This is a genomic window from Pseudomonas sp. H1_D04, assembly GCF_054683855.1.
In genome coordinates, this window is the sequence record NZ_CP162826.1 from 2,453,564 (window position 1) to 2,474,202 (window position 20,639).

General features: G+C 58.8%; 22 protein-coding genes. 13 read left to right on the forward strand and 9 right to left on the reverse strand.

What is annotated here, in order from left to right; genetic code table 11:
• The first annotated feature begins 135 nt into the window (after positions 1–135).
• Together gcvT and gcvH are read left to right on the forward strand one after the other, a co-directional pair.
• Positions 136–1,218 (forward strand): glycine cleavage system aminomethyltransferase GcvT, encoded by a 1,083-nt coding sequence (gene gcvT / locus AB4N82_RS11210; protein ID WP_032884277.1) that lies wholly within the window; start codon positions 136–138, stop codon positions 1,216–1,218.
• A gap of 51 nt (positions 1,219–1,269) precedes the next feature.
• On the forward strand, positions 1,270–1,653 hold the full coding sequence (gcvH, locus tag AB4N82_RS11215) for a glycine cleavage system protein GcvH (RefSeq protein WP_032884276.1): 384 nt from the start codon (positions 1,270–1,272) through the stop codon (positions 1,651–1,653).
• Positions 1,654–1,699: 46 nt separating this feature from the next.
• Here the strand turns inward: gcvH and AB4N82_RS11220 are convergent, their stop codons facing one another.
• From AB4N82_RS11220 to AB4N82_RS11245, 6 genes are all read right to left on the reverse strand, one after another.
• Positions 1,700–2,839 (reverse strand): DegT/DnrJ/EryC1/StrS family aminotransferase, encoded by a 1,140-nt coding sequence (locus AB4N82_RS11220; protein ID WP_032884274.1) that lies wholly within the window; start codon positions 2,837–2,839, stop codon positions 1,700–1,702.
• Between the two features lie 164 nt (positions 2,840–3,003).
• The gene (locus AB4N82_RS11225) at positions 3,004–3,318 is read right to left on the reverse strand and encodes a DUF2388 domain-containing protein (RefSeq protein ID WP_003176799.1); all 315 of its coding nucleotides are present in this window, start codon (positions 3,316–3,318) and stop codon (positions 3,004–3,006) included.
• A gap of 69 nt (positions 3,319–3,387) precedes the next feature.
• Entirely contained in the window at positions 3,388–3,834 is a 447-nt protein-coding gene (locus AB4N82_RS11230; RefSeq protein WP_032884272.1) for an NfeD family protein, read from the reverse strand.
• A gap of 10 nt (positions 3,835–3,844) precedes the next feature.
• Positions 3,845–4,765 carry an SPFH domain-containing protein gene (locus AB4N82_RS11235; protein WP_032884271.1) on the reverse strand — a complete coding sequence of 307 codons (921 nt, stop codon included), beginning with the start codon at positions 4,763–4,765 and terminating at the stop codon, positions 3,845–3,847.
• A 77-nt stretch (positions 4,766–4,842) separates the two neighbouring features.
• Positions 4,843–6,522, reverse strand: a complete 1,680-nt coding sequence (locus tag AB4N82_RS11240) for a GspE/PulE family protein (RefSeq protein ID WP_122763953.1) — start codon at positions 6,520–6,522, stop codon at positions 4,843–4,845.
• An 83-nt stretch (positions 6,523–6,605) separates the two neighbouring features.
• Complete coding sequence (locus AB4N82_RS11245; protein ID WP_032884268.1) at positions 6,606–6,944, reverse strand: hypothetical protein; 339 nt, start codon at positions 6,942–6,944, stop codon at positions 6,606–6,608.
• Positions 6,945–7,071: 127 nt separating this feature from the next.
• Here AB4N82_RS11245 and AB4N82_RS11250 point away from each other — a divergent pair, with 127 nt between their 5' ends.
• On the forward strand, positions 7,072–7,536 hold the full coding sequence (locus tag AB4N82_RS11250; RefSeq protein WP_032884266.1) for an Lrp/AsnC family transcriptional regulator: 465 nt from the start codon (positions 7,072–7,074) through the stop codon (positions 7,534–7,536).
• Between the two features lie 90 nt (positions 7,537–7,626).
• Here the strand turns inward: AB4N82_RS11250 and AB4N82_RS11255 are convergent, their stop codons facing one another.
• On the reverse strand, positions 7,627–8,994 hold the full coding sequence (locus AB4N82_RS11255; protein WP_122763952.1) for a CYTH domain-containing protein: 1,368 nt from the start codon (positions 8,992–8,994) through the stop codon (positions 7,627–7,629).
• A 158-nt stretch (positions 8,995–9,152) separates the two neighbouring features.
• Here AB4N82_RS11255 and argE point away from each other — a divergent pair, with 158 nt between their 5' ends.
• Positions 9,153–10,301, forward strand: a complete 1,149-nt coding sequence (argE, locus tag AB4N82_RS11260; protein ID WP_122763951.1) for an acetylornithine deacetylase — start codon at positions 9,153–9,155, stop codon at positions 10,299–10,301.
• A 135-nt stretch (positions 10,302–10,436) separates the two neighbouring features.
• Entirely contained in the window at positions 10,437–11,738 is a 1,302-nt protein-coding gene (gene argA, locus AB4N82_RS11265) for an amino-acid N-acetyltransferase (RefSeq protein WP_032884260.1), read from the forward strand.
• A 132-nt stretch (positions 11,739–11,870) separates the two neighbouring features.
• On the opposite strand, the gene tauA is transcribed toward argA, so the two are convergent.
• Positions 11,871–12,857 carry a taurine ABC transporter substrate-binding protein gene (gene tauA / locus AB4N82_RS11270; protein WP_122763950.1) on the reverse strand — a complete coding sequence of 329 codons (987 nt, stop codon included), beginning with the start codon at positions 12,855–12,857 and terminating at the stop codon, positions 11,871–11,873.
• A 370-nt stretch (positions 12,858–13,227) separates the two neighbouring features.
• Here tauA and AB4N82_RS11275 point away from each other — a divergent pair, with 370 nt between their 5' ends.
• Positions 13,228–14,628 carry an OprD family porin gene (locus AB4N82_RS11275; protein WP_122763949.1) on the forward strand — a complete coding sequence of 467 codons (1,401 nt, stop codon included), beginning with the start codon at positions 13,228–13,230 and terminating at the stop codon, positions 14,626–14,628.
• Positions 14,629–14,922: 294 nt separating this feature from the next.
• On the forward strand, positions 14,923–15,561 hold the full coding sequence (locus AB4N82_RS11280) for a peroxiredoxin (protein WP_032884255.1): 639 nt from the start codon (positions 14,923–14,925) through the stop codon (positions 15,559–15,561).
• Positions 15,562–15,686: 125 nt separating this feature from the next.
• Here the strand turns inward: AB4N82_RS11280 and AB4N82_RS11285 are convergent, their stop codons facing one another.
• Entirely contained in the window at positions 15,687–15,884 is a 198-nt protein-coding gene (locus tag AB4N82_RS11285) for a hypothetical protein (RefSeq protein WP_143521203.1), read from the reverse strand.
• On the opposite strand from AB4N82_RS11285, the gene ssuE reads away from it, so the two are divergent.
• The 6 genes from ssuE to AB4N82_RS11315 all read left to right on the forward strand — a co-directional run bounded on the left by ssuE (position 15,883) and on the right by AB4N82_RS11315 (position 20,556).
• A complete protein-coding gene (ssuE, locus tag AB4N82_RS11290; protein WP_032884253.1) occupies positions 15,883–16,476 on the forward strand; it encodes an NADPH-dependent FMN reductase in 594 nt (197 codons plus the stop codon). The genes AB4N82_RS11285 and ssuE overlap by 2 nt on opposite strands.
• A gap of 92 nt (positions 16,477–16,568) precedes the next feature.
• Positions 16,569–17,537, forward strand: coding sequence for a sulfonate ABC transporter substrate-binding protein (locus tag AB4N82_RS11295; protein WP_032884251.1), 969 nt, complete (start codon positions 16,569–16,571; stop codon positions 17,535–17,537).
• Between the two features lie 25 nt (positions 17,538–17,562).
• Positions 17,563–18,711 carry an FMNH2-dependent alkanesulfonate monooxygenase gene (gene ssuD / locus AB4N82_RS11300; RefSeq protein WP_122763948.1) on the forward strand — a complete coding sequence of 383 codons (1,149 nt, stop codon included), beginning with the start codon at positions 17,563–17,565 and terminating at the stop codon, positions 18,709–18,711.
• Positions 18,712–18,720: 9 nt separating this feature from the next.
• Complete coding sequence (ssuC, locus tag AB4N82_RS11305) at positions 18,721–19,509, forward strand: aliphatic sulfonate ABC transporter permease SsuC (RefSeq protein ID WP_032884249.1); 789 nt, start codon at positions 18,721–18,723, stop codon at positions 19,507–19,509.
• Positions 19,506–20,312, forward strand: a complete 807-nt coding sequence (ssuB, locus tag AB4N82_RS11310; protein ID WP_032884247.1) for an aliphatic sulfonates ABC transporter ATP-binding protein — start codon at positions 19,506–19,508, stop codon at positions 20,310–20,312. Before ssuC ends, ssuB begins: the two co-directional genes overlap by 4 nt.
• 28 nt (positions 20,313–20,340) lie before the next feature.
• Complete coding sequence (locus tag AB4N82_RS11315) at positions 20,341–20,556, forward strand: TOBE domain-containing protein (protein ID WP_003176783.1); 216 nt, start codon at positions 20,341–20,343, stop codon at positions 20,554–20,556.
• Positions 20,557–20,639: the final 83 nt, after the last annotated feature.

The following is a 20,639-nucleotide window of genomic DNA, read 5'->3' on the forward strand; positions in this document are numbered from 1 at the left end:
GCTACAATGCGCGGCATTCGGTGCGCTCCGCCTTTCGGATCGGGTCGTTGTACGTGGCTGCAGCCCTTGTAATTCAAGGTCTTCAGCACGAACAGCAACGCTGCGCACCTTCGCCAAGCCCGGAAGGAGAAACCCATGGGACAGCGTACGCCTCTGTATGACCTGCATCTCGCCCTCGGCGCGAAAATGGTCGATTTTGGCGGTTGGGATATGCCTTTGCATTACGGCTCGCAAGTTGAAGAGCACCATCAGGTGCGACGCGACTGCGGGGTGTTCGATGTATCTCATATGACCGTGATCGATATCAGCGGCCCCCAGGCCAAGGAATGGCTCCAGCACCTGCTGGCCAATGATGTCGAACGTTTGCATGGCTGTGGCCGTGCGTTGTACAGCGCCATGCTCAACGAGCAGGGCGGCGTGGTGGACGACATGATTGTCTATCGCACTGATGCCGGGTACCGGTTGGTGGTCAACGCCGCCACTCGTGACCAGGACATCGCCTGGATGCAGGCGCAACTCGGCAGCTATCAAGTGCAACTGCACGAGCGGCCCGAGTTGGCCATGCTCGCCATTCAAGGCCCCCATGCTCGGCAGAAGATCGCCGAGTTGGTCACCCAGTCTCGCGGCACCCTGATCCACCAGCTCAAGCCATTTGAAGGCGAGGCCGACGGCGATTGGTTTATCGCCCGCACGGGTTACACCGGCGAAGACGGCCTGGAAATTGTGTTGCCTGCCGATCAGGCACCGGGATTTTTCAACGATCTGGTGGGTGCAGGCATCTCACCTATCGGCCTCGGCGCGCGGGACACCCTGCGCCTGGAAGCCGGCATGAACCTGTACGGCCAGGATATCCACCAGAACGTTTCGCCCCTGGCGGCCAACATGGCGTGGAGTATCGCCTGGGAACCAGCCGAGCGCGATTTCATCGGGCGTGCGGCGCTGGAAGCAGAGCTGGCCGCCGGTGTGCAGTTCAAACTGGTCGGGCTGGTACTGGAAGAACGTGGGGTTTTACGCGCTCATCAGGTGGTTCGCATCGCCAATGTTGGCGAAGGTGAGATCACCAGTGGTAGTTTCTCTCCTACGCTGAGCAAATCCATTGCCTTGGCGCGTGTACCGACGGCAACTGCCGACCGGGCCGAAGTGGAAATCCGCGGCAAGTGGTACCCGGTCCGAGTGGTCAAACCGACCTTCGTGCGCCATGGCAAAACCTTGATCTAACTATTTCCGGCAGGCCGATGGCCGCTGACACTACTTCTGAGGACACAGACTATGAGCAATATCCCGGCCGACCTGCGTTTTGCCGAGAGTCATGAATGGGCCCGTCTGGAAGCTGACGGTACCGTGACCGTCGGGATCTCCGACCACGCCCAGGAAGCGTTGGGTGATGTGGTGTTTGTTGAGTTGGCCGAAGTCGGCGCCCAGTTTGGCGCGACTGATCAGGCAGGTGTGGTGGAGTCGGTCAAGGCCGCTTCGGATATCTACGCCCCGGTTGCAGGCGAAGTGATTGCAGTCAACGAGGAACTGAGTGGTAGCCCCGAGTTGCTGAACTCCAACCCGTATGGCGCCTGGATCTTCAAGCTCAAGCCAAGCAACCCGGCTGACCTGGAAAAACTGCTGGATGCTGCTGGTTACAAAGCCGCCATCGGCGAGTAACACCGCACATAACCCTATAGGGGCCGGCAAACCGGCCCCTATAGGGTTAGCGTTTGAGCACCGCTTTCACTGCCGCCACCGACCGCTCCACATCCGCCTCAGTCATCGCCGTGAACATCGGCAATGAAACAATCAAGCGCCCAACCTTTTCCGCCACCGGGAACATGCCTTCCTTGAAACCCTGTGCCCGATAAAGGCTTAGCAGGTGGATCGGTGGGTAGTGATAACCAATGCCCACGCCATGAGCCTGCATCTGTTCCATGAACGTTGCGCGGGCCGGCAGGCCGTCCTGACGCTCCGGCAGCACTAGCTGGAACAGGTGCCAGTTGCTGTTTTCGAAGTCGGCGGGTGGCAGTTGTGCGCCGTACTTCTCTTCAAAGTCACTGCCGAAACACTTGAAGTAGTGCCTCGCCAGGTTCTGGCGGTGGGCGGTGATTTTCTCGATATGGGCAAACTGCCCCAGGCCAATGGCCGCAGCGATATCGGTCATATTGAACTTGCCACCCAGCACATCAACATCCAGGCCGTCGAAGCCGGTACGGGTGACGCCCTGCAGGCGGTATTTTTCTGCCAGGCGTGCCTCTTCGGCGCTATTCAAAACCAGGCAACCACCCTCGGACGAGGTGATGTTCTTGTTGGCCTGGAAGCTGAACGAAACGAAGTCCCCGGTGGCGCCAATGCGTTCGCCATCCCAACTGGAGCCAAGGGCCTGGGCCGCGTCTTCGACGATACGCAGTTTGTACTTGTTGGCCAGCGCGTAAAGCATTGGCATATCCAACGGCAGCCCGGCCAGGTAAACGGGGATGATGGCCTTGGTGCGCGGTGTGATCGCGGCTTCCACCTGGGACAGGTCGATATTGCGGGTGATGGGGTCGATATCGGCGAACACAGGTGTTGCGCCGACTTCCAGAATTACGTTGGCCGTTGCCACCCAGGAAATCGGTGTGGTGATGACTTCATCCCCAGGCCCGATACCGGCGATGCGCAAGGCAATCTCCATGGTGCAGGTGCCCGAGTTGAAGGTGCGAACGTGGCGCCCGCCAAAATATTCCGACAGCTGCGCCTCGAACGCCTGAACCTTCGGCCCACTGGTGATCCAGCCCGAACGCAATACATCGCCCACCGCCGAGATGGTGGCTTCATCGATGGTGGGTTTGGAGAACGGCAGAAAGGGCAGTTGGCTCATAACGACGAATGCATCCGTTTCAGGTTGGCGATGAGTATGGGAGGTATCAGTGCCGGCATGGTTGCACGGCTTGACTGAATATAGCCTGTCACCTGTGAATGAATCGTCATGTTACGGGCAAAAAAAATGCCGCTTCAAAAGCGGCATTCTTCAGAGTGCGGAAATCACTCGGTGACAGCGTTTTTCGCGAGGATAGCGTTAGCCAGCTCCATATCCGTGGCCTGCAGGCCAGGATTATCGGCGCGGACTTTCTGCATGGCGGCTTCCAAGTATGGGCCACGGATGCCGCCGTCGCTGGCAACAAAGCTGCCTGCGTCGTCTTGTGCGGCAACGACCAGCTTGTGGTCCTTGAAGGTCAGGTACGTCGAGCCGGTGGTGGCGCCCGACGAGATGACATTGCGCCAGAAACTGTCGGCCATGGCTGAACCGACAGGAAGGGAAAGCACAGCAAGGGTAGCGACAGCATATTTGAGACGCATGATGGGTGACTCCGGGTGGGTGATCTGTAACGTTTGATTGTAGTTAGCCCAACCGAGTTCCATCACTGACTAAACAGTTTCTACCTTCAAAATCACGCCATCCAGGCCAACCACCCGTACTTGAGCGCCTACAGGGCTGTCAGGACCGGTCACCATCCATACGCCATCACCGACTTTTACCTTACCCCGACCGCCCGCGATCGCCTGATGCACTACAAATGTGCGGCCGATCAGCTCCGAGCCGCGCTCGTTGAGCCCCGGTTGGTCACTGGCCTTTGCGCTGCTTCGCTGGCGTTTCCACCAGTAGACCGCTGTCAATATCGACAACACGGCGAACAGCAGCAGTTGCCATTCCGGTCCCAGGGGCGGCACCAGGAACTTGATAACGCCTACGGCTGCTGCTGCGATACCCATCCATAGCAGGTAACCACCGGCGCCGAACACTTCAAGAATCAACAGCACTGTACCCAGCGCCAGCCAATCCCAGAATGAAAGATGCTGCAGGAAATCCCACATGGCGACGGCCTCAACCTTTCTTGTTATCGAACGTTGCCTTGACGATCTCGCCGATGCCGCCCACCGCACCGATCACCTGGCTGGCTTCAAGCGGCATCAGGATGACCTTGCTGTTGTTGGCCGAGGCAAGTTTGCCCAAGGCGTCGATGTATTTTTGCGCAACGAAGTAGTTGATGGCCTGCACGTTACCGGTGGCGATGGCCTCGGAGACCACCTGGGTTGCACGGGCTTCAGCCTCTGCTTGACGCTCACGGGCTTCAGACTCCAGGAATGCGGCTTGGCGTCCACCTTCAGCTTCAAGAATCTGTGCCTGCTTCTTGCCTTCGGCAGTCAGGATTGCCGATGCTCGCAGGCCTTCGGCCTCAAGGATTTGCGCACGCTTGATCCGCTCGGCTTTCATCTGGCCGGACATGGCGGCCATCAGGTCGGCGGGCGGGCTGATGTCTTTGATCTCGATACGGGTGATCTTGATGCCCCACGGAGCAGTGGCTTCATCCACGGTGCGCAGCAGTTTTTCGTTGATGCCGTCACGCTGGCTGAGCATGGCATCCAGCTCCATGGAGCCGAGCACGGTGCGGATATTGGTTTGCAGCAAATTGCGGATGGCGTGTTCGAGGTTGTTGACCTCGTAGGCGGCCTGGGCGGTATTGACAACCTGGAAGAAACACACGGCGTCTATCTGTACGGTGGCGTTGTCGGCGGTGATGACTTCCTGGGGTGGAATATCCAGCACGCTCTCCATCACGTTGATCTTGCGACCGATGCGATCCATGACCGGGATGATGATGTTCAGGCCAGGCTTGAGGGTGTTGGTATAACGGCCGAAACGCTCGACGGTCCACTGGTAGCCTTGAGGCACCACCTTGAAGCCCATGAATAATATGGCGGCGGCCAAGCCCACGAAAAGAAGCAGTACGGTTCCGATCTGCATAGCGATTCCCTATCTGATGGTGTCAGTTAAACGACGGTTGGCCGAGTGTAACGGTGTTGTCACAGATAAGAACGATTTCAGCGCGCCGTAACCAAAGGATTTGTTACCGAATCCCCAGGCGTTACTCGCAACACTTCGGCCATCGTGGTCAGCCCAGCTTGCGCCTTCCTCAATCCGGCCATGCGCAGGCTGCACATGCCTTGCGCAATAGCCGCCTGGCGTAAGGTCTGCACGTCGGCGCCCGGAGTGATCAGTGCTTTGATCGACTCATTCAACACCATGATTTCGTAGACCCCTGCGCGTCCCCGGTACCCGCTGTTCCGACATTCCGCACATCCGACGGCCTCGTGGACATCGCCCGTCGAGCGCTTGCAATGGGGGCACAGCACTCGTACCAAGCGCTGCGCCATAACACCCAACAAGGTGGCCTTGATCAAATAATGAGCGATGCCCAGTTCCTGCAAGCGGCTAATGGCGCTGGGCGCATCGTTGGTGTGCAGCGTCGAGAGGACCAAGTGCCCGGTCAGTGCGGCCTGGATAGCCATTTCTGCGGTTTCCTGATCGCGAATCTCGCCGATCATGATGATGTCCGGGTCTTGGCGCAGCAGAGCGCGGATGCCGCTGGCGAAGGTCAGGTCGATGTTGTGCTGCACCTGCATCTGGTTAAAGGCCGGCTCGACCATCTCGATCGGATCTTCCACCGTGCACAGGTTGACCTCCCGGGTCGCCAGTTGCTTGAGCGTGGTGTAAAGAGTGCTGGTCTTGCCTGAGCCGGTAGGACCGGTGACGAGGATGATGCCGTGGGTCTGGCGCGTCATCGCGTGCCAGCGGTGCTGGTCCTCGGTGGATAAACCCAACTGGTCAAAATCCTTGAGCAGCACCTGGGGGTCGAAAATCCGCATCACCAGTTTCTCGCCGAAGGCTGTGGGCAAGGTCGACAGACGCAACTCAACTTCTGCGCCCGTCGGGCTTTTGGTCTTGACCCGGCCATCCTGGGGCTTGCGCTTTTCTGCCACGTTCATCCGCCCCAGGCTTTTCAGGCGGCTGACCACCGCCATCGTCACCTGGGGTGGAAATTGATAGACGTCGTGCAGCAACCCATCAATGCGAAAACGTACCCGACCCTGCTCACTGCCAGGCTCGATATGAATATCGCTGGCCCGCTGTGCGAAGGCGTACTGCAACAGCCAGTCGACGATATTAACGATATGTGCGTCATTCGCGTCCGGCTCCTGGTCGCTGGCGCCAAGGTTCAGCAACTCGAAGTTACCCGGCACCGCGACCTTTTGATCGGCCCCGCTGACGGACTTCGCCAGCCGGTAAAACTCGCTGATACACCGCTGGATGTCCTGAGGGTTTGCAACCACTCGCTTGATCGAACGCTTGAGTACTTGCGCCAGTCCGGATTCCCAACTGCTGACGTGGGGCTGGGCGCTGGCGACGGTAACGGTATGCGCATCCACGGCCACGGCAAGAATGGCGTGGCGCTGGGCGAACGCGTGGGACATCAGTGGCACCACTGTTGCGACATCTATCTTCAACGGGTCGATACGCAGATAAGGTTGCCGGACACGCTGGGCAAGCCATTGGGTCAGGGTTTCCAGGGAAGGCCCATGGGCGGCGATACGCTCCAATGGGTGTTGAGCGTTGTCGGGGTGCGCCGCCGATAACCGCTGCGCGGCGTCGGGAGTGATCAAACCTTCCTCCACCAAGGCCGGCAGCAACGCATGCAGTTCCAATCGCTGATCAACAGACATGAAGGTGTTCCTGGGTAGCCTTGGACGAAATTTCAGGCTAGCCAGCTCCCGAGTTTCATCCTCCCAGTGTGTGTTGCAGGTCTTTACTGAGCGGCTGCAACCACCGCTATAGGCCCCACGGAATCAGCTGACCACATGTCCAGCGCGCACACGCTGATCAGGTTTCGAATCTTTTCACCGATGACTTGGGCCCGATGCCAGCTCAGGCCATCGATCACGATGTCGATGTTCAGCAGGTCGTCTTCCCGATTCACGGCGACGTGCCGAGGCGTCAGAAACTGCAACGCAAAATAGTTGAGTACTCGGCACAACACATCGGGCTCCGCCTCGGCAACGATCTGGTAGTGCGCCTGGCAATGGGCGCTGGTGACAGCCCACGCATCGGCGCGCGCAGCAGGTTGGATGGTTTCGACGGCGTGCATGCTGACTCTCCAGATTCGATGGAAGGAATTTTTACATTCGCCAGCGGAGATTTCTTATCTAAGATGGGCATGTTTTGCTAAAAATCGAATAGATCAATTCGAGTTTGATTCAATAATAGGTATTTCTATGCATAGCGAGTTGGACGCTTACGACCGTCGCATCCTGGCCCTGTTGCAGGAGGACGCTTCGCTTTCCAGTGCACAGATTGCCGAACAGGTGGGTTTGTCCCAGTCGCCATGCTGGCGACGAATCCAGCGGCTGAAGGAGGAAGGTGTGATCCGCGGGCAGGTGACGTTGTTGGATCGCAAGAAGATCGGCCTCAACACGCAGATTTTTGCCGAGGTCAAACTCAACGCCCACGGCCGATCCAACTTCACTGAGTTCACCGATGCGATTCGCGGCTTTCCGGAAGTGTTGGAGTGCTATGTGCTAATGGGGGCGGTGGATTTTCTGCTGCGCATCGTGACGTCGGACATCGAGGCGTACGAGCGGTTTTTCTTTGAGAAATTGTCGATGGTGCCAGGGATTCAGGAGGTGAACTCGATTGTGGCGTTGTCGGAAATCAAGTCCACCACTTCCCTTCCAGTCTAGCGCTGACAGCGGGGGCTTCATCGGGGGCAATCCCCTCCCACAGTTGAAACGCGTCCAAATGTGGGAGGGGATTGCCCCCCGATGGTGGTATTACAGACGCAGAAGAGTCTTCCAGGCACGGTTCTGATACACCGCAATCGCCTGATGCATACGCGCATCCAGCGATTCATCAGTGATCGGCTGGTTGGCCAATTGCGCCAACTTGTTCAGTTCGCCGTACAAACGGTCCAGCTCAGGAATATCCACCACGTTACGCGCATGGTGCAGCCAGGCCTGGATGCGTTCGATACGCGGCAGTTGCTCGGCCAGGTCTTCCGGTTGTTGCTGGTAGCGCGGCAGTTGCAGGGCGACGGCATCTTCGGCCAACAGGCGTGGCAGCCAGTTGGTGATTTGCGCAGCGCCCTGACGGTTGCCACGCACGTTGCGGTCGGCGGTCCAGGTGCGGGCGAGCAGCCATCGCGACAGGTTCAGTGAGAACAGGCCCCAACGCACGTCTTCCAACTCTTCGACGAATTGCTCCGGTGCGGCTTTGCGGATGTCTTCATCGTCGTCACCGGCTTGTACCAGTGGGCGCCAATCTTCCAGCAAGGCATCGAGTACGCTGCGCAGTTCGCTGGTGGATTGACGCGGTGCGGCCTGGCCGAGGCTGCCGATCAGGGCGCGCAATTCGCCGAGGTTGTCGACCCAGTCGTGCAGCAGGCGCCAGTGGCCATTGAAGCGATATTGTTCGGCCAGGCGTTGGCTGCTGCCCAACAGGTGCCACATGATCGCGGCAAAGGCGTCGTCCAACGGCATTTCGGCGTGGATCTGCGGCGCCGGCAGGCTCAGGGAGTAGCTGCTGGCGTCGTACAGGCGATAGCCGCGCTCGGCCTTGCTGATATCGCACGGCATCAGGGCAAGCGTCGCGGCCAGTTCAGCGGCCAGCTCCAGCAAGGCCGCTGGTTCGCCTTCGCGCAGTTCCAACTCCAGCTCGCAGATTTCTTCTTTCTGTTTGCCGACCACCACGTGGCCCAAGTCCAGGGCGGCTTCGATCACGACTTTGGCCTTACCGCGGCCCCAGGCGATTTCAGCGCGTTCACGCACGAAGTCGGTGGTGAAGATCGGCTTGAGGGTCTTCTTGTCCAGCTCGGCCAATTGCTCGGGCCAGCATTCGCCGTCGAGTTTCTTCACGTCGAGCTTGGCTTTGGGCAGGTCCCAGTTGTACTCATTGCGTTCCGACAAACCGGCGACGCTTTGGCCACGGGTCTTGAGGGTCTGGATAATGTCGTCACCGTCTTTGCGCAGGCGCAGGGCGACTTTTGCCTGGGCCAGGTCGCGCTCGGGGGTGTCAAAGTACTGGTTCATCAACTCACGGCGTTCCCAGCCACTTTTGTTGCGTTTTTTCAGTAACGGGTGCTCACGCAGCGCGGCGAGTGTTTCGCGGCTGACGCGTAGCTTGATTTCGGTTTCTTTCTGCATGGCCGGAAAATCCAGGATCGGGAGCGCAGCCGGGGAAAAGTGTGGCTGCCAAGGTCGTGCAGTGTACAGGACTGAGCCCGGCAACGTGCCGCAACGGTTTATTGTGTCGTGCAGATGGCTCTATAGTGGGGCTCATCCGGGAAGTTGAGAGACCGCGCATGCCGTTACCGTCCATGAAAGAGCAGTTTGCCGCCTTGATTGCCGCGCCGTCGGTCAGTTGCACCCAAGCGTCTCTCGACCAGACCAACCGGCCCGTGATCGATTTGCTCGCCAGTTGGCTGGGTGATCTGGGTTTTGCCATCGACATCCAGCAAGTCAGCCCCGGCAAGTTCAACCTCTTGGCCACCTTCGGCAGCGGCCCCGGTGGACTGGTGCTGGCCGGTCATAGCGACACCGTCCCTTATGACGCCGCCCTGTGGAAAACCGACCCGCTCAAGCTGACGGAAGTCGACGGCCGCTGGGTAGGATTGGGCAGTTGCGACATGAAGGGCTTTTTCGCCCTGGCCATCGAAGCGGTGTTGCCGCTGCTGGACCAACCGTTCAAGCAACCGCTATTGATCCTCGCCACCTGCGACGAAGAAAGCTCCATGTCCGGCGCCCGCGCGCTGGCCGAAGCCGGGCGCCCTCTGGGCCGTGCGGCGGTGATCGGCGAGCCCACCGGGCTCAAGCCGATCCGCCTGCACAAGGGCGTGATGATGGAGCGCATCGACATCCTTGGGCGCAGCGGCCATTCGTCGGATCCAAGCCTGGGCCACAGCGCCCTCGAAGCCATGCACGATGCCATCGGCGAGTTGCGTGGCCTGCGCCTGGCCTGGCAGCGCGAGTACCGCAACCCGCAATTCAGCGTACCGCAGCCGACCATGAACTTCGGCTGTATCCACGGCGGCGACAACCCGAACCGCATCTGCGGTCAGTGCTCCCTGGAGTTCGACCTGCGGCCCTTGCCGGGCATGGACCCACAGGTGTTGCGTGCAGCCATCCGGCAGAAGCTCGAACCCTTGGCCGAGCGGCATCAGGTCAAGATCGACTATGCGCCGCTGTTCCCCGAGGTGCCGCCGTTCGAACAATCGGAAGACGCCGAACTGGTGCGGGTTGCGGAACGATTGACCGGTCATCGTGCCGAAGCAGTAGCGTTCGGCACCGAAGCGCCTTATCTTCAGCGCCTTGGTTGTGAAACCCTGGTGCTTGGCCCTGGCGATATCGCCTGCGCCCACCAACCGGGTGAGTACCTCGAAATGTCACGCTTAACGCCTACAGTGCGTCTATTGCGGGAACTGATCGACCATTACTGCCTGAAACCTGCATAAATTAACCCCAGCCTATTCGTACATAGAAGGAGAGCGAGCGTGTCGCCAAGCCTGTTCCGACGATAACCATCAGCCCGCTGTGCGTTTTCACGATTCATCCTTTTTTGGCTGCTTTTTATTACAGGCCCAGGTGTTATGCCCGAATACGTCAATTGGCTTCGTCACGCTTCGCCCTACATCAACGCCCACCGCGACTGCACCTTTGTAGTCATGCTGCCTGGCGACGGTGTGGACCATCCCAACTTCGGCAATATCGTCCACGACCTGGTGCTGCTGCACAGCCTGGGCGTGCGGTTGGTGCTGGTTCATGGCTCGCGCCCACAGATCGAAGCGCGCCTTGAAGCGCGCGGCCTGATCCCGGCTTATCACGAGGGTATGCGTATCACCGACGCGCCGACGCTGGAATGCGTTATCGACGCCGTCGGCCACCTGCGTATCGCTATTGAAGCGCGCTTGTCGATGGACATGGCCTCGTCGCCGATGCAGGGCTCGCGCCTGCGCGTGGCCAGCGGCAATCTCGTGACCGCGCGCCCGATCGGAGTGCTGGAAGGCGTGGACTATCACCACACCGGCGAAGTGCGTCGGGTCGACCGCAAAGGTATTAATCGCCTGCTGGACGAGCGCTCCATCGTGCTGCTGTCGCCATTGGGTTACTCGCCTACCGGTGAAATCTTCAACCTGGCCTGCGAAGACGTCGCCACCCGCGCCGCCATCGACCTGGGAGCCGACAAACTGTTGCTGTTCGGCGCCGACCTCGGCCTGATCGATGAAAATGGCCGGTTGGTGCGCGAACTGCGTCCGCAACAAGTACCGGCTCACCTGCAACGCCTGGGCAGTAGCAACTACCAGGCCGAACTGCTCGATGCCGCGGCCGAGGCTTGCCGGGGCGGGGTAGGGCGCAGCCATATCGTCAGCTACGCCGAAGATGGCGCGCTGCTCACCGAACTGTTTACACGCGATGGCGGCGGCACGCTGGTGGCCCAGGAGCAATTCGAACTGGTGCGCGAAGCGGCGATCGAAGACGTCGGTGGTTTGCTTGATCTGATCAGCCCGCTGGAAGAGCAGGGCATCCTGGTACGCCGTTCGCGGGAAGTGCTGGAGCGTGAAATCGAGCAGTTCAGCGTGGTCGAGCGCGAAGGCATGATCATCGCCTGTGCGGCGCTTTATCAGATTGCCGATTCGGATGCGGGTGAGCTGGCGTGCCTGGCGGTGAACCCGGAGTATCGCCATGGCGGTCGTGGTGATGAGTTACTCGAGCGCATTGAAACACGCGCCCGTGCCCAAGGCTTGAAGACCTTGTTCGTCCTCACCACTCGCACCGCGCACTGGTTCCGTGAGCGTGGTTTTGTACCGAGTACTGTGGACCGACTGCCGTCGGCGCGGGCGTCGCTGTACAACTATCAGCGTAATTCGAAGATTTTCGAAAAGGCGCTGTAAACCCGATCTTCAAAGCGCTGGAGATCCAAATGTGGGAGGGCGCTTGTTCCCGATAGCGGTGTATCAGTCAGAGAGATGTCGACTGATACACCGCCATCGGGAGCAAGCCCCCTCCCACGTTTTTTACCGAGTTTAGTCTTTGATGAATTTGTCGGTCACAAAGGCCGAATAGTCCGGTAGCACCGTCTCAACCTTCCCTTGCTCCTTCAAGAATTTCGCTGTTTCCCCAATCGCCTTCGCCGTGCCGCCTTTGAGCAGCGCATCGGTTTGCTGCGCTTGGGCATCCGGGAATGTGGTGCCGGCCAGCAGCTCGGGAATGTCCGTGGCATTAGCGCCTGTCAATTTAGCGATTTTCTGCACCGGCTCCGAGTCCACCGTCCAGCTGTCTTTATGGGCGGCATAATCGGCGAACGCGTCCAGGGTCACCTTGGCAAACTTGGCCACTGCCTCAGGATGTTTCTCCGCAAAATCCTTGCGCGCCACCCAGACTTCAAACGTCGGAGCACCCCACTGGCCCACCTGGGCCGCGTCAGTCAGGGTTTTGCCGGTCTTGCGGATTTCTCCCAGCGCAGGCGACCACACGAAGGCTCCATCGATATCCCCACGTTTCCACGCAGCGGCAATTTCAGCCGGTTGCAGGTTGACCACTTTGACTTGCTTAGTGTCCAGACCCCAGTGCTTCAAGGCGCCGAGCAGGCTGTAATGAGACGTCGAGACAAAGGGCGTCGCGATCGTCTTGCCGATCAAGTCTTCGGGTTTATCGATGCCGCTGCCGTTGCGAACTACCAGGGCTTCAGAACTATTGATCTGCGCCGATACGATGAACGCGACGATGGGTAGATTGCGCGAGGCAGCAGCTGCCAGGGGGCTGGACCCGAGGTTGCCGATTTGCACATCGCCGGAGGCGATAGCCGTTACGACTTCCGGACCACTGTTGAAGCGGCGCCAGGCAATCTTCTCGCCAATGGCCTTTTCATAGGCGCCATCGGCCTGTGGGACCTTGCTGGGATCGATGCCGGTTTGGTAGCCGATGGTCAAGTCGGCGGCTTGGACAGCAAAAGAAACTATTAGTGACACAAAAACTGTAACAAATTGACGGGAGGATATGCGTTTGGCCATGATGGCGTCGCCTTTTTGATCGTGGGTGACGTATGCAGCAGAGTCGTCACACTAATCGATCTAAAAAAGCGCTAATAAATACCCTTTAGGAATTAGCTTATGGAGCGGGTGGTCTATTCTGACCGGTCCTTTTCATGCAAAGGCTTATTCCCAGATCGTATGAAAAAGAATGAAATAATTCTTTTTGGGTGTATGAAAAACTCATTACCCTGCAGGGACCAAATCAACTGCGATTAGACGAAGGTAGTAGACACACAAGGTTACGATTGACTTGTCAGTCACTATCCGGTGGTAATCGCGCATCTGTGGATCGAGGGCGTCAGACCCGAGACCAAAGAAATACAAAAATTAGAAATGAGAGGAGCGGTACATGAAGAAGTCCACCTTGGCTTTGGCTGTAGCTTTGGGCGCGATCGCCCAGCATGCAGGCGCTGCCGGTTTCATCGAAGACAGCAAGGCCACACTGGGTCTGCGTAACTTCTACATCAACACTGATAACCGTGACGACGCTACCAAAGCAGCCGGCGCGCAGAACAAGTCGGAAGAGTGGGGCCAGGCTTTCGACCTGCGCTTCATCTCCGGTTACACCCAAGGCACCGTAGGCTTTGGTCTTGACGCTATCGGCCTGCTGGGCGTGCGTCTGGATTCGGGCGGCGGCACCAACGGCGCCACTGCTCCGTCGACTGGCAACGCTGGCTCTTACGGCGGCACGGTTTTCCCGAGCAAGTCCAATGGCGAAGCCGTTGATAACTACTCCAGCCTGGGCCTGACTGCCAAAGCCAAGATCTCCCAGACCGAATTGAAGCTGGGCACGCTGCAGCCAAAGCTGCCGGTTCTGGTGACCAACGATGGTCGTCTGCTGCCGCAAACCTTCCAGGGTGGCCAGATTACTACCAACGATATCAAGGACTTCACGCTGGTAGCGGGTCAGATCGAAAAGGCCAAGGGTCGTAACTCCAGCAACGTTGAAAACCTGTCCATCGCAGGTGCCAACGGTCGTACTGCTGCGGGTCGCGACAGCAACAAGTTCATCTATGCCGGTGGCGACTACAAGGTCACCAAAGACCTGACTGCCCAGTACTACTACGGCAATCTGGACCAGTTCTACAAGCAACACTTCCTGGGCCTGCTGCACAACTGGGCTATCGGTCCTGGCGTGTTGAAAACCGACTTGCGCTACTTCAATAGCCGCTCTGACGGTAACAACAGCAACGACGCCAACTACTTCACCAGCGGTGACTACGGTACTAACGCCGCCGGCGCTAATATCGTCAAAGGTAAAGTCGACAACAACCTGTACAGCGGCTTGTTTCTGTACACCGTTGAAGGTCACACCTTCGGTGGCGGTTACCAGGCCAGCAACGGCAACAGTGACTTCCCGTTCCTGAACCAGGGCGACGGTGCTTCTGCTTATCTGACCACTGACTCGCAGATTGCCAAGTTTGCCCGTGCTGGCGAACGTACCTGGCAAGCTCGCTACGCGTATGACTTCGCCAAGATTGGCGTACCTGGCTTGACCGCTGGTGTGGTTTACCTGCGTGGCGACAATATCGATACCCGTGGCCGAGTGGGTGTTGCTCAGGTCCAGACAAACTCCAACGGCGCGAGCGAGTGGGAACGTGACATCACTGTTGCCTACGTCGTGCCACAAGGTCCGCTGAAGAACGTTGGCGTAGCCTGGAAAAACGCCATGTGGCGCAACGATATTGCCGGCCAGCGCGATCAGGACGAAAACCGCCTGATCGTCAGCTACTCGCTGCCACTGTTCTAGTAGCTTGAAGCTGTTGTAAGACTGTAAAAACCTTGCCCGGCGCAACGCCGGGCAAGGTGTCTTGCTTTTCAAGTCGGGCTCAACCCCCGCAAGCCCTTCCTGAACCCCCTCTTTGTACAGCGTCTCAAGGCCTTCTCGAACCTTGGAAACGATGGTGCCCTTCACCGTTTCCGGCGTCCAATGAACACATTTTTAATATTCCTTTATCATCTAGATAAATCGATATTTATTCTTTTTAAATAATCTCTAATCCATGCACAGTGGGCTCCATAAGCACTCACCAGGAGCCACACCATGAGCCTAAGACTGGGCGATATCGCCCCCGACTTCGAACAGGATTCCAGCGCCGGCAAGATTCGTTTCCACGAATGGTTGGGCGATAGCTGGGGTGTGTTGTTTTCCCATCCGGCGGACTTCACCCCGGTGTGCACCACCGAGCTTGGTTTTACCGCCAAGCTCAAGGATGAATTCGCCCAGCGCGGCGTCAAAGCCATCGCCCTGTCGGTCGACCCGGTGGATTCGCACCACAAGTGGATCGAAGACATCAACGAAACCCAGAACACTATCGTCAACTTCCCGATCCTCGCCGACGCCGACCGCAAGGTTTCGGACCTTTACGACCTGATCCATCCAAACGCCAATGACACCCTCACTGTGCGCTCTCTGTTCGTGATCGACCCGAACAAAAAGATTCGCCTGACCATCACTTATCCGGCCAGTACGGGTCGCAACTTCCACGAAATCCTGCGGGTCATCGACTCGCTGCAACTGACCGACAACTACAAAGTCGCCACTCCTGCCAACTGGCAGGACGGTGATGAAGTGGTGATCGTGCCGTCGCTCAAGGATGAGGAAGAGATCAAGAAGCGCTTTCCGAAGGGTTATCGGGCGGTGAAGCCGTATCTGCGGCTTACTCCACAGCCCAATCGTTAGCACATAACTGTGTGGGAGAGGGCTTGCCCTCGATCTCGGTGGATCAGCCAATTCGTTGGTCACTGACACACCGTAATCGGGAGCAAGCCACCACATTTTGACTGCATTTCAAGTTGCAAGCCGAATCACATAGCAGGGGTTTTCAGGCCGTTTTTACGGCCTTTTTTTTCGCCTGGCGGTTTACGAACTACATATGCATTTAAAGAATAAACAAATGAAAAAATAAGATTTATAGATATATAAATCTGCTGATAAGGTCTGTCACATATTGGCGCCATCGCCGCACAGCGAACCGCCGGCACTTGCTCAAGGAATTCCTGCATGTTGGTCGTAACACTTGGAGGCAGTCCCAGCCAGCGTTCCCGCTCCGGGGTCTTGCTGGAAAAAACCCGTCAATGGTTGCAAGACAAAGGCGTTGAAGTGGTGAGTTATCAGGTACGGGACTTCCCGGCCGAAGACTTGCTGCACGCGCGCTTCGATAGCCCCAAGGTCATCGACTTGCTGCAACAGGTGGCTAATGCAGATGGCCTGGTGATCGCCACGCCGGTGTACAAGGCTTCGTTCTCGGGTGCGCTGAAAACCGTGCTCGACCTGCTGCCCGAACGCGCCCTGGCCCACAAGATCGTATTGCCGATGGCAACCGGCGGCAGCATCGCCCATATGTTGGCGGTGGACTACGCGCTCAAGCCAGTGTTGTCGGCGTTGAAAGCCCAGGAATTGCTCCACGGCATTTTTGCCGAAGACAGCCAGATTGCTTACGCCGAAGGCAGCGCCCAGGCGCAACTGGTGCCGGTGCTTGAACACCGTTTGCATGAGGCTTTGGAAACGCTCTACAGCGCCATGGCCCGCCGCCCTAAACCGCTGGACCCCCATGTGTTGAATGACCGTTTGTTGACTGCTCGCTGGAGCATCTGAGCCTCACCCTTTAAGAAACACTCACCTTACTCAGCCGCTAACGGCCAAGCAGGTGCAGCCAAAACCCTAATCGCATATTTGGAGAGAGCGCCATGCGCACTGTCATCTTGCGTCGTGGTCTGGTCGCACTGTTTGCTGCGGCTGTGTCCTTCGGCGCCATCGTTCAAGCTCAAGCCGCCGAGACACTGCGGATCGGCTATCAGAAATACGGCACGCTGGTGTTGCTCAAAGCCAAGGGCACCCTGGAAAAGCGTCTGGCCGCCCAGGGCGTGCAGGTGCAATGGACCGAGTTTCCCGGTGGTCCGCAACTGCTTGAAGGCCTGAACGTGGGCTCCATCGACTTCGGCGTTACCGGCGAAACCCCGCCGGTGTTCGCCCAGGCCGCCGGTGCCGATCTTCTCTACGTGGCCTACGAGCCGCCAGCGCCCACCAGTGAAGCGATCCTGGTACCGAAAGACTCGACGATCAAATCGGTGGCCGAGCTCAAGGGCAAGAAAATCGTGCTCAACAAAGGCTCCAACGTGCACTACCTGCTGGTACGTGCCCTGGAAGACGCTGGCCTCAAATACACCGACGTACAAACCGTGTTCCTGCCGCCCGCCGATGCCCGCGCCGCGTTCGAGCGTGGCAGCGTAGACGCCTGGGTGATCTGGGACCCGTACCAAGCTGCCGCCGAGAAACAATTGCAAGCCCGCACCCTGCGTGACGGCACCGGCATCGCCGACAACCATCAGTTCTACCTGGCGACCAAGCCCTACGCCGAGCAGCACCCTGAAGTCGTCAAGGCACTGATTGAAGAAGTGCGCGCCGTGGGCGAGTGGTCCAAGGCCAACCCCCAGGAAGTGACTGAACAAGTCGCGCCACTGCTCGGCCTGCCGGCGGATATCACCCTGACCTCGGTGAAACGCCAAGGCTACGGCGCGCTGTTCCTGACCCCGGAAGTGGTCGCCGCCCAGCAAAAGATCGCCGACAGCTTCTACCAACTCAAATTGATCCCCAAACCCTTGAGCATCAAGGACGTGATCTGGACGCCACCCGCCGCTGTGGCCAAAGCGCCGTAATTCGACTTCTTCAGGAGACAACTCCATGAGCCTCAATATTTTCTGGTTCCTGCCTACCCACGGCGACGGCCATTACCTTGGCACCGCCGAAGGCGCTCGCGCCGTTGATCACGGTTACCTGCAGCAAGTGGCCCAGGCCGCTGACCGCTTGGGATTCGGCGGGGTGCTGATCCCCACTGGTCGCTCCTGCGAAGACTCGTGGCTGGTGGCCGCCTCGCTGATCCCGGTGACCCAGCGTTTGAAATTCCTTGTCGCGTTGCGCCCCGGGATCATTTCCCCGACGGTGGCGGCGCGTCAGGCCGCGACCTTGGATCGACTGTCCGGCGGCCGTGCGTTATTCAACCTGGTGACCGGTGGTGACCCGGAAGAGCTGGCCGGTGATGGCTTGTTCCTCAGTCACGAAGAGCGCTATCAGGCTTCGGTGGAATTCACCCGCATCTGGCGCCGCGTGCTGGAAGGCGAAACCGTGGATTACGACGGCGAGCACATCAGCGTCAAAGGCGCCAAGTTGCTCTACCCGCCGATCCAGCAACCGCGTCCGCCGCTGTACTTTGGCGGTTCCTCCGAAGCGGCCCAGGACCTGGCAGCCGAACAGGTGGAGATGGTGCTGACCTGGGGCGAGCCACCGGCCGCAGTCGCCGAGAAAATCGAACAGGTAAGGGCCAAGGCCGCGAAACTCGGGCGCACCGTGCGCTTCGGCATTCGCCTGCATGTGATCGTGCGCGAAACCAACGATGAGGCCTGGAAAGCCGCCGACAAACTGATCTCGCACTTGGACGACGACACCATCGCCCGTGCCCAGGCTTCCTTGGCGCGCTTCGATTCCGTCGGCCAGCAGCGCATGGCTGCCTTGCATGGCGGCAACCGCGACAACCTCGAAGTCAGCCCCAACCTGTGGGCCGGTGTCGGCCTGGTGCGTGGCGGTGCGGGCACCGCGCTGGTGGGCGATGGCCCAACCGTTGCGGCGCGGGTCAAGGAGTACGCTGCGCTTGGCATCGACACCTTTATCTTCTCCGGTTATCCGCACCTGGAAGAGTCGTATCGGGTGGCTGAACTGCTGTTTCCGCACTTGGACATCGAACGTCCCGAACTGCCGAAAAGCGCCGGTTACGTCAGCCCGTTCGGTGAAATGGTCGCCAACGACATCCTTCCCAGAGCTGCGTCACAGAGCTGAGGCGGCGTTATGAACTTTGAAAAATTGAGCCATCGCGTAGCGCCTTGGGTGCTGCCGATTCTATTACTGGCGGTGTGGCAGTTGTCGGTGTCGGCGGGCTGGTTGTCGACGCGCATTCTGCCGGCGCCCAGTGCGGTGATTGAAGCCGGTGTTCACCTGGTGGCCAGCGGCGAAATCTGGACGCACTTGGCCATCAGTGGCTGGCGCGCCGGCCTGGGCTTTGTGATCGGTGGCAGCATCGGCCTGGCGCTGGGCTTTATCACCGGTTTGTCGAAATGGGGCGAGCGCCTGCTGGACAGCTCGGTGCAGATGATCCGCAACGTGCCGCACCTGGCGCTGATTCCGCTGGTGATCCTGTGGTTCGGGATTGACGAGACCGCGAAGATTTTCCTGGTCGCCCTCGGCACGTTGTTCCCGATCTACCTGAACACCTATCACGGCATCCGCAACGTCGACCCGGCGCTGGTGGAAATGTCGCGCAGCTACGGTTTGTCCGGTTTCAGCCTGTTCTGGCAAGTGATCCTGCCGGGCGCGCTGCCCTCGATTTTGGTGGGCGTGCGCTTTGCTCTGGGCTTTATGTGGTTGACGCTGATCGTTGCGGAAACCATCTCCGCCAGCTCGGGCATCGGCTATCTGGCAATGAACGCCCGTGAATTCCTGCAAACCGACGTGGTGGTACTGGCCATCGTGATGTACGCGATCCTCGGCAAACTCGCCGATCTGGCCGCGCGCGGTCTGGAGCGGGTTTGGTTGCGCTGGCATCCGGCGTATCAAGTGAATAAAGGCGGTGCGGCATGACAGCTCAACAACCTCCGCGCCTGCTGAAGGGAATTCCTCTGGCGGTGCGCAAATTGCGCAAATCTTTCGGCGCACGTGAAGTGCTCAAAGAGATTGATCTGCACATTCCGGCGGGTCAGTTCGTGGCCGTGGTCGGCCGCAGCGGTTGCGGCAAAAGTACCTTGCTGCGCCTGCTGGCCGGCCTGGACAAAGCCAGCGGCGGCGAGTTGCTGGCCGGTTCTGCGCCGCTGAGCGAAGCGATTGAAGACACGCGGTTGATGTTCCAGGAAGCACGTTTGCTGCCGTGGAAAAAGATCATCGACAACGTGGGTCTGGGGCTCACCGGCAACTGGCGCCCTAAAGCGCTGGAGGCGTTGGAAGCGGTCGGCCTGGCCGAGCGTGCCAATGAATGGCCGGCGGCTCTGTCGGGTGGCCAGAAGCAACGTGTCGCCCTGGCGCGTGCGCTGATCCACCAACCGCGCCTGCTGCTGCTTGATGAACCGTTGGGGGCGCTGGATGCCCTGACTCGCATCGAGATGCAGCAACTGATCGAAAACCTTTGGCAGAAGCACGGCTTCACTGTGTTGCTGGTGACCCATGACGTCAGCGAAGCGGTGGCGATTGCCGACCGGGTGATCCTGATCGAAGACGGCGAGATCGGCCTCGATCTGATCGTTGATCTTCCACGTCCGCGTGCCCGTGGCTCACACCGCCTGGCCGCACTGGAAGCTGAAGTGCTCAACCGTGTGCTGTCGCTGCCCGGTACACCGCCGGAACCCGAACCTGTTTCACCGCTGCCTACGCAATTGCGTTGGGCTCAATAACTCACTTGTCCCGCGAAGGAAGAACACCATGACTATTAAAGCTATCAACGTGCGTAACCAGTTCAAAGGCACCATCAAGGAAATCGTAGTCGGCGACGTGCTGTCGGAAATCGACGTGCAGACCGCGTCCGGTATCGTCACTTCCGTGATCACTACTCGCTCGGTCAAAGAGCTGGAGCTGGTGATCGGCAGCGAAGTGATTGCCTTCGTGAAGTCGACTGAGGTGTCGATCGCCAAGTTGTGATCACTTAGGACCGCTATCGGGAGCAAGTCGAATCGTCGCACCGCCCCTCCCACATTTTGAATGTGTTCAAAGATCAATATGTG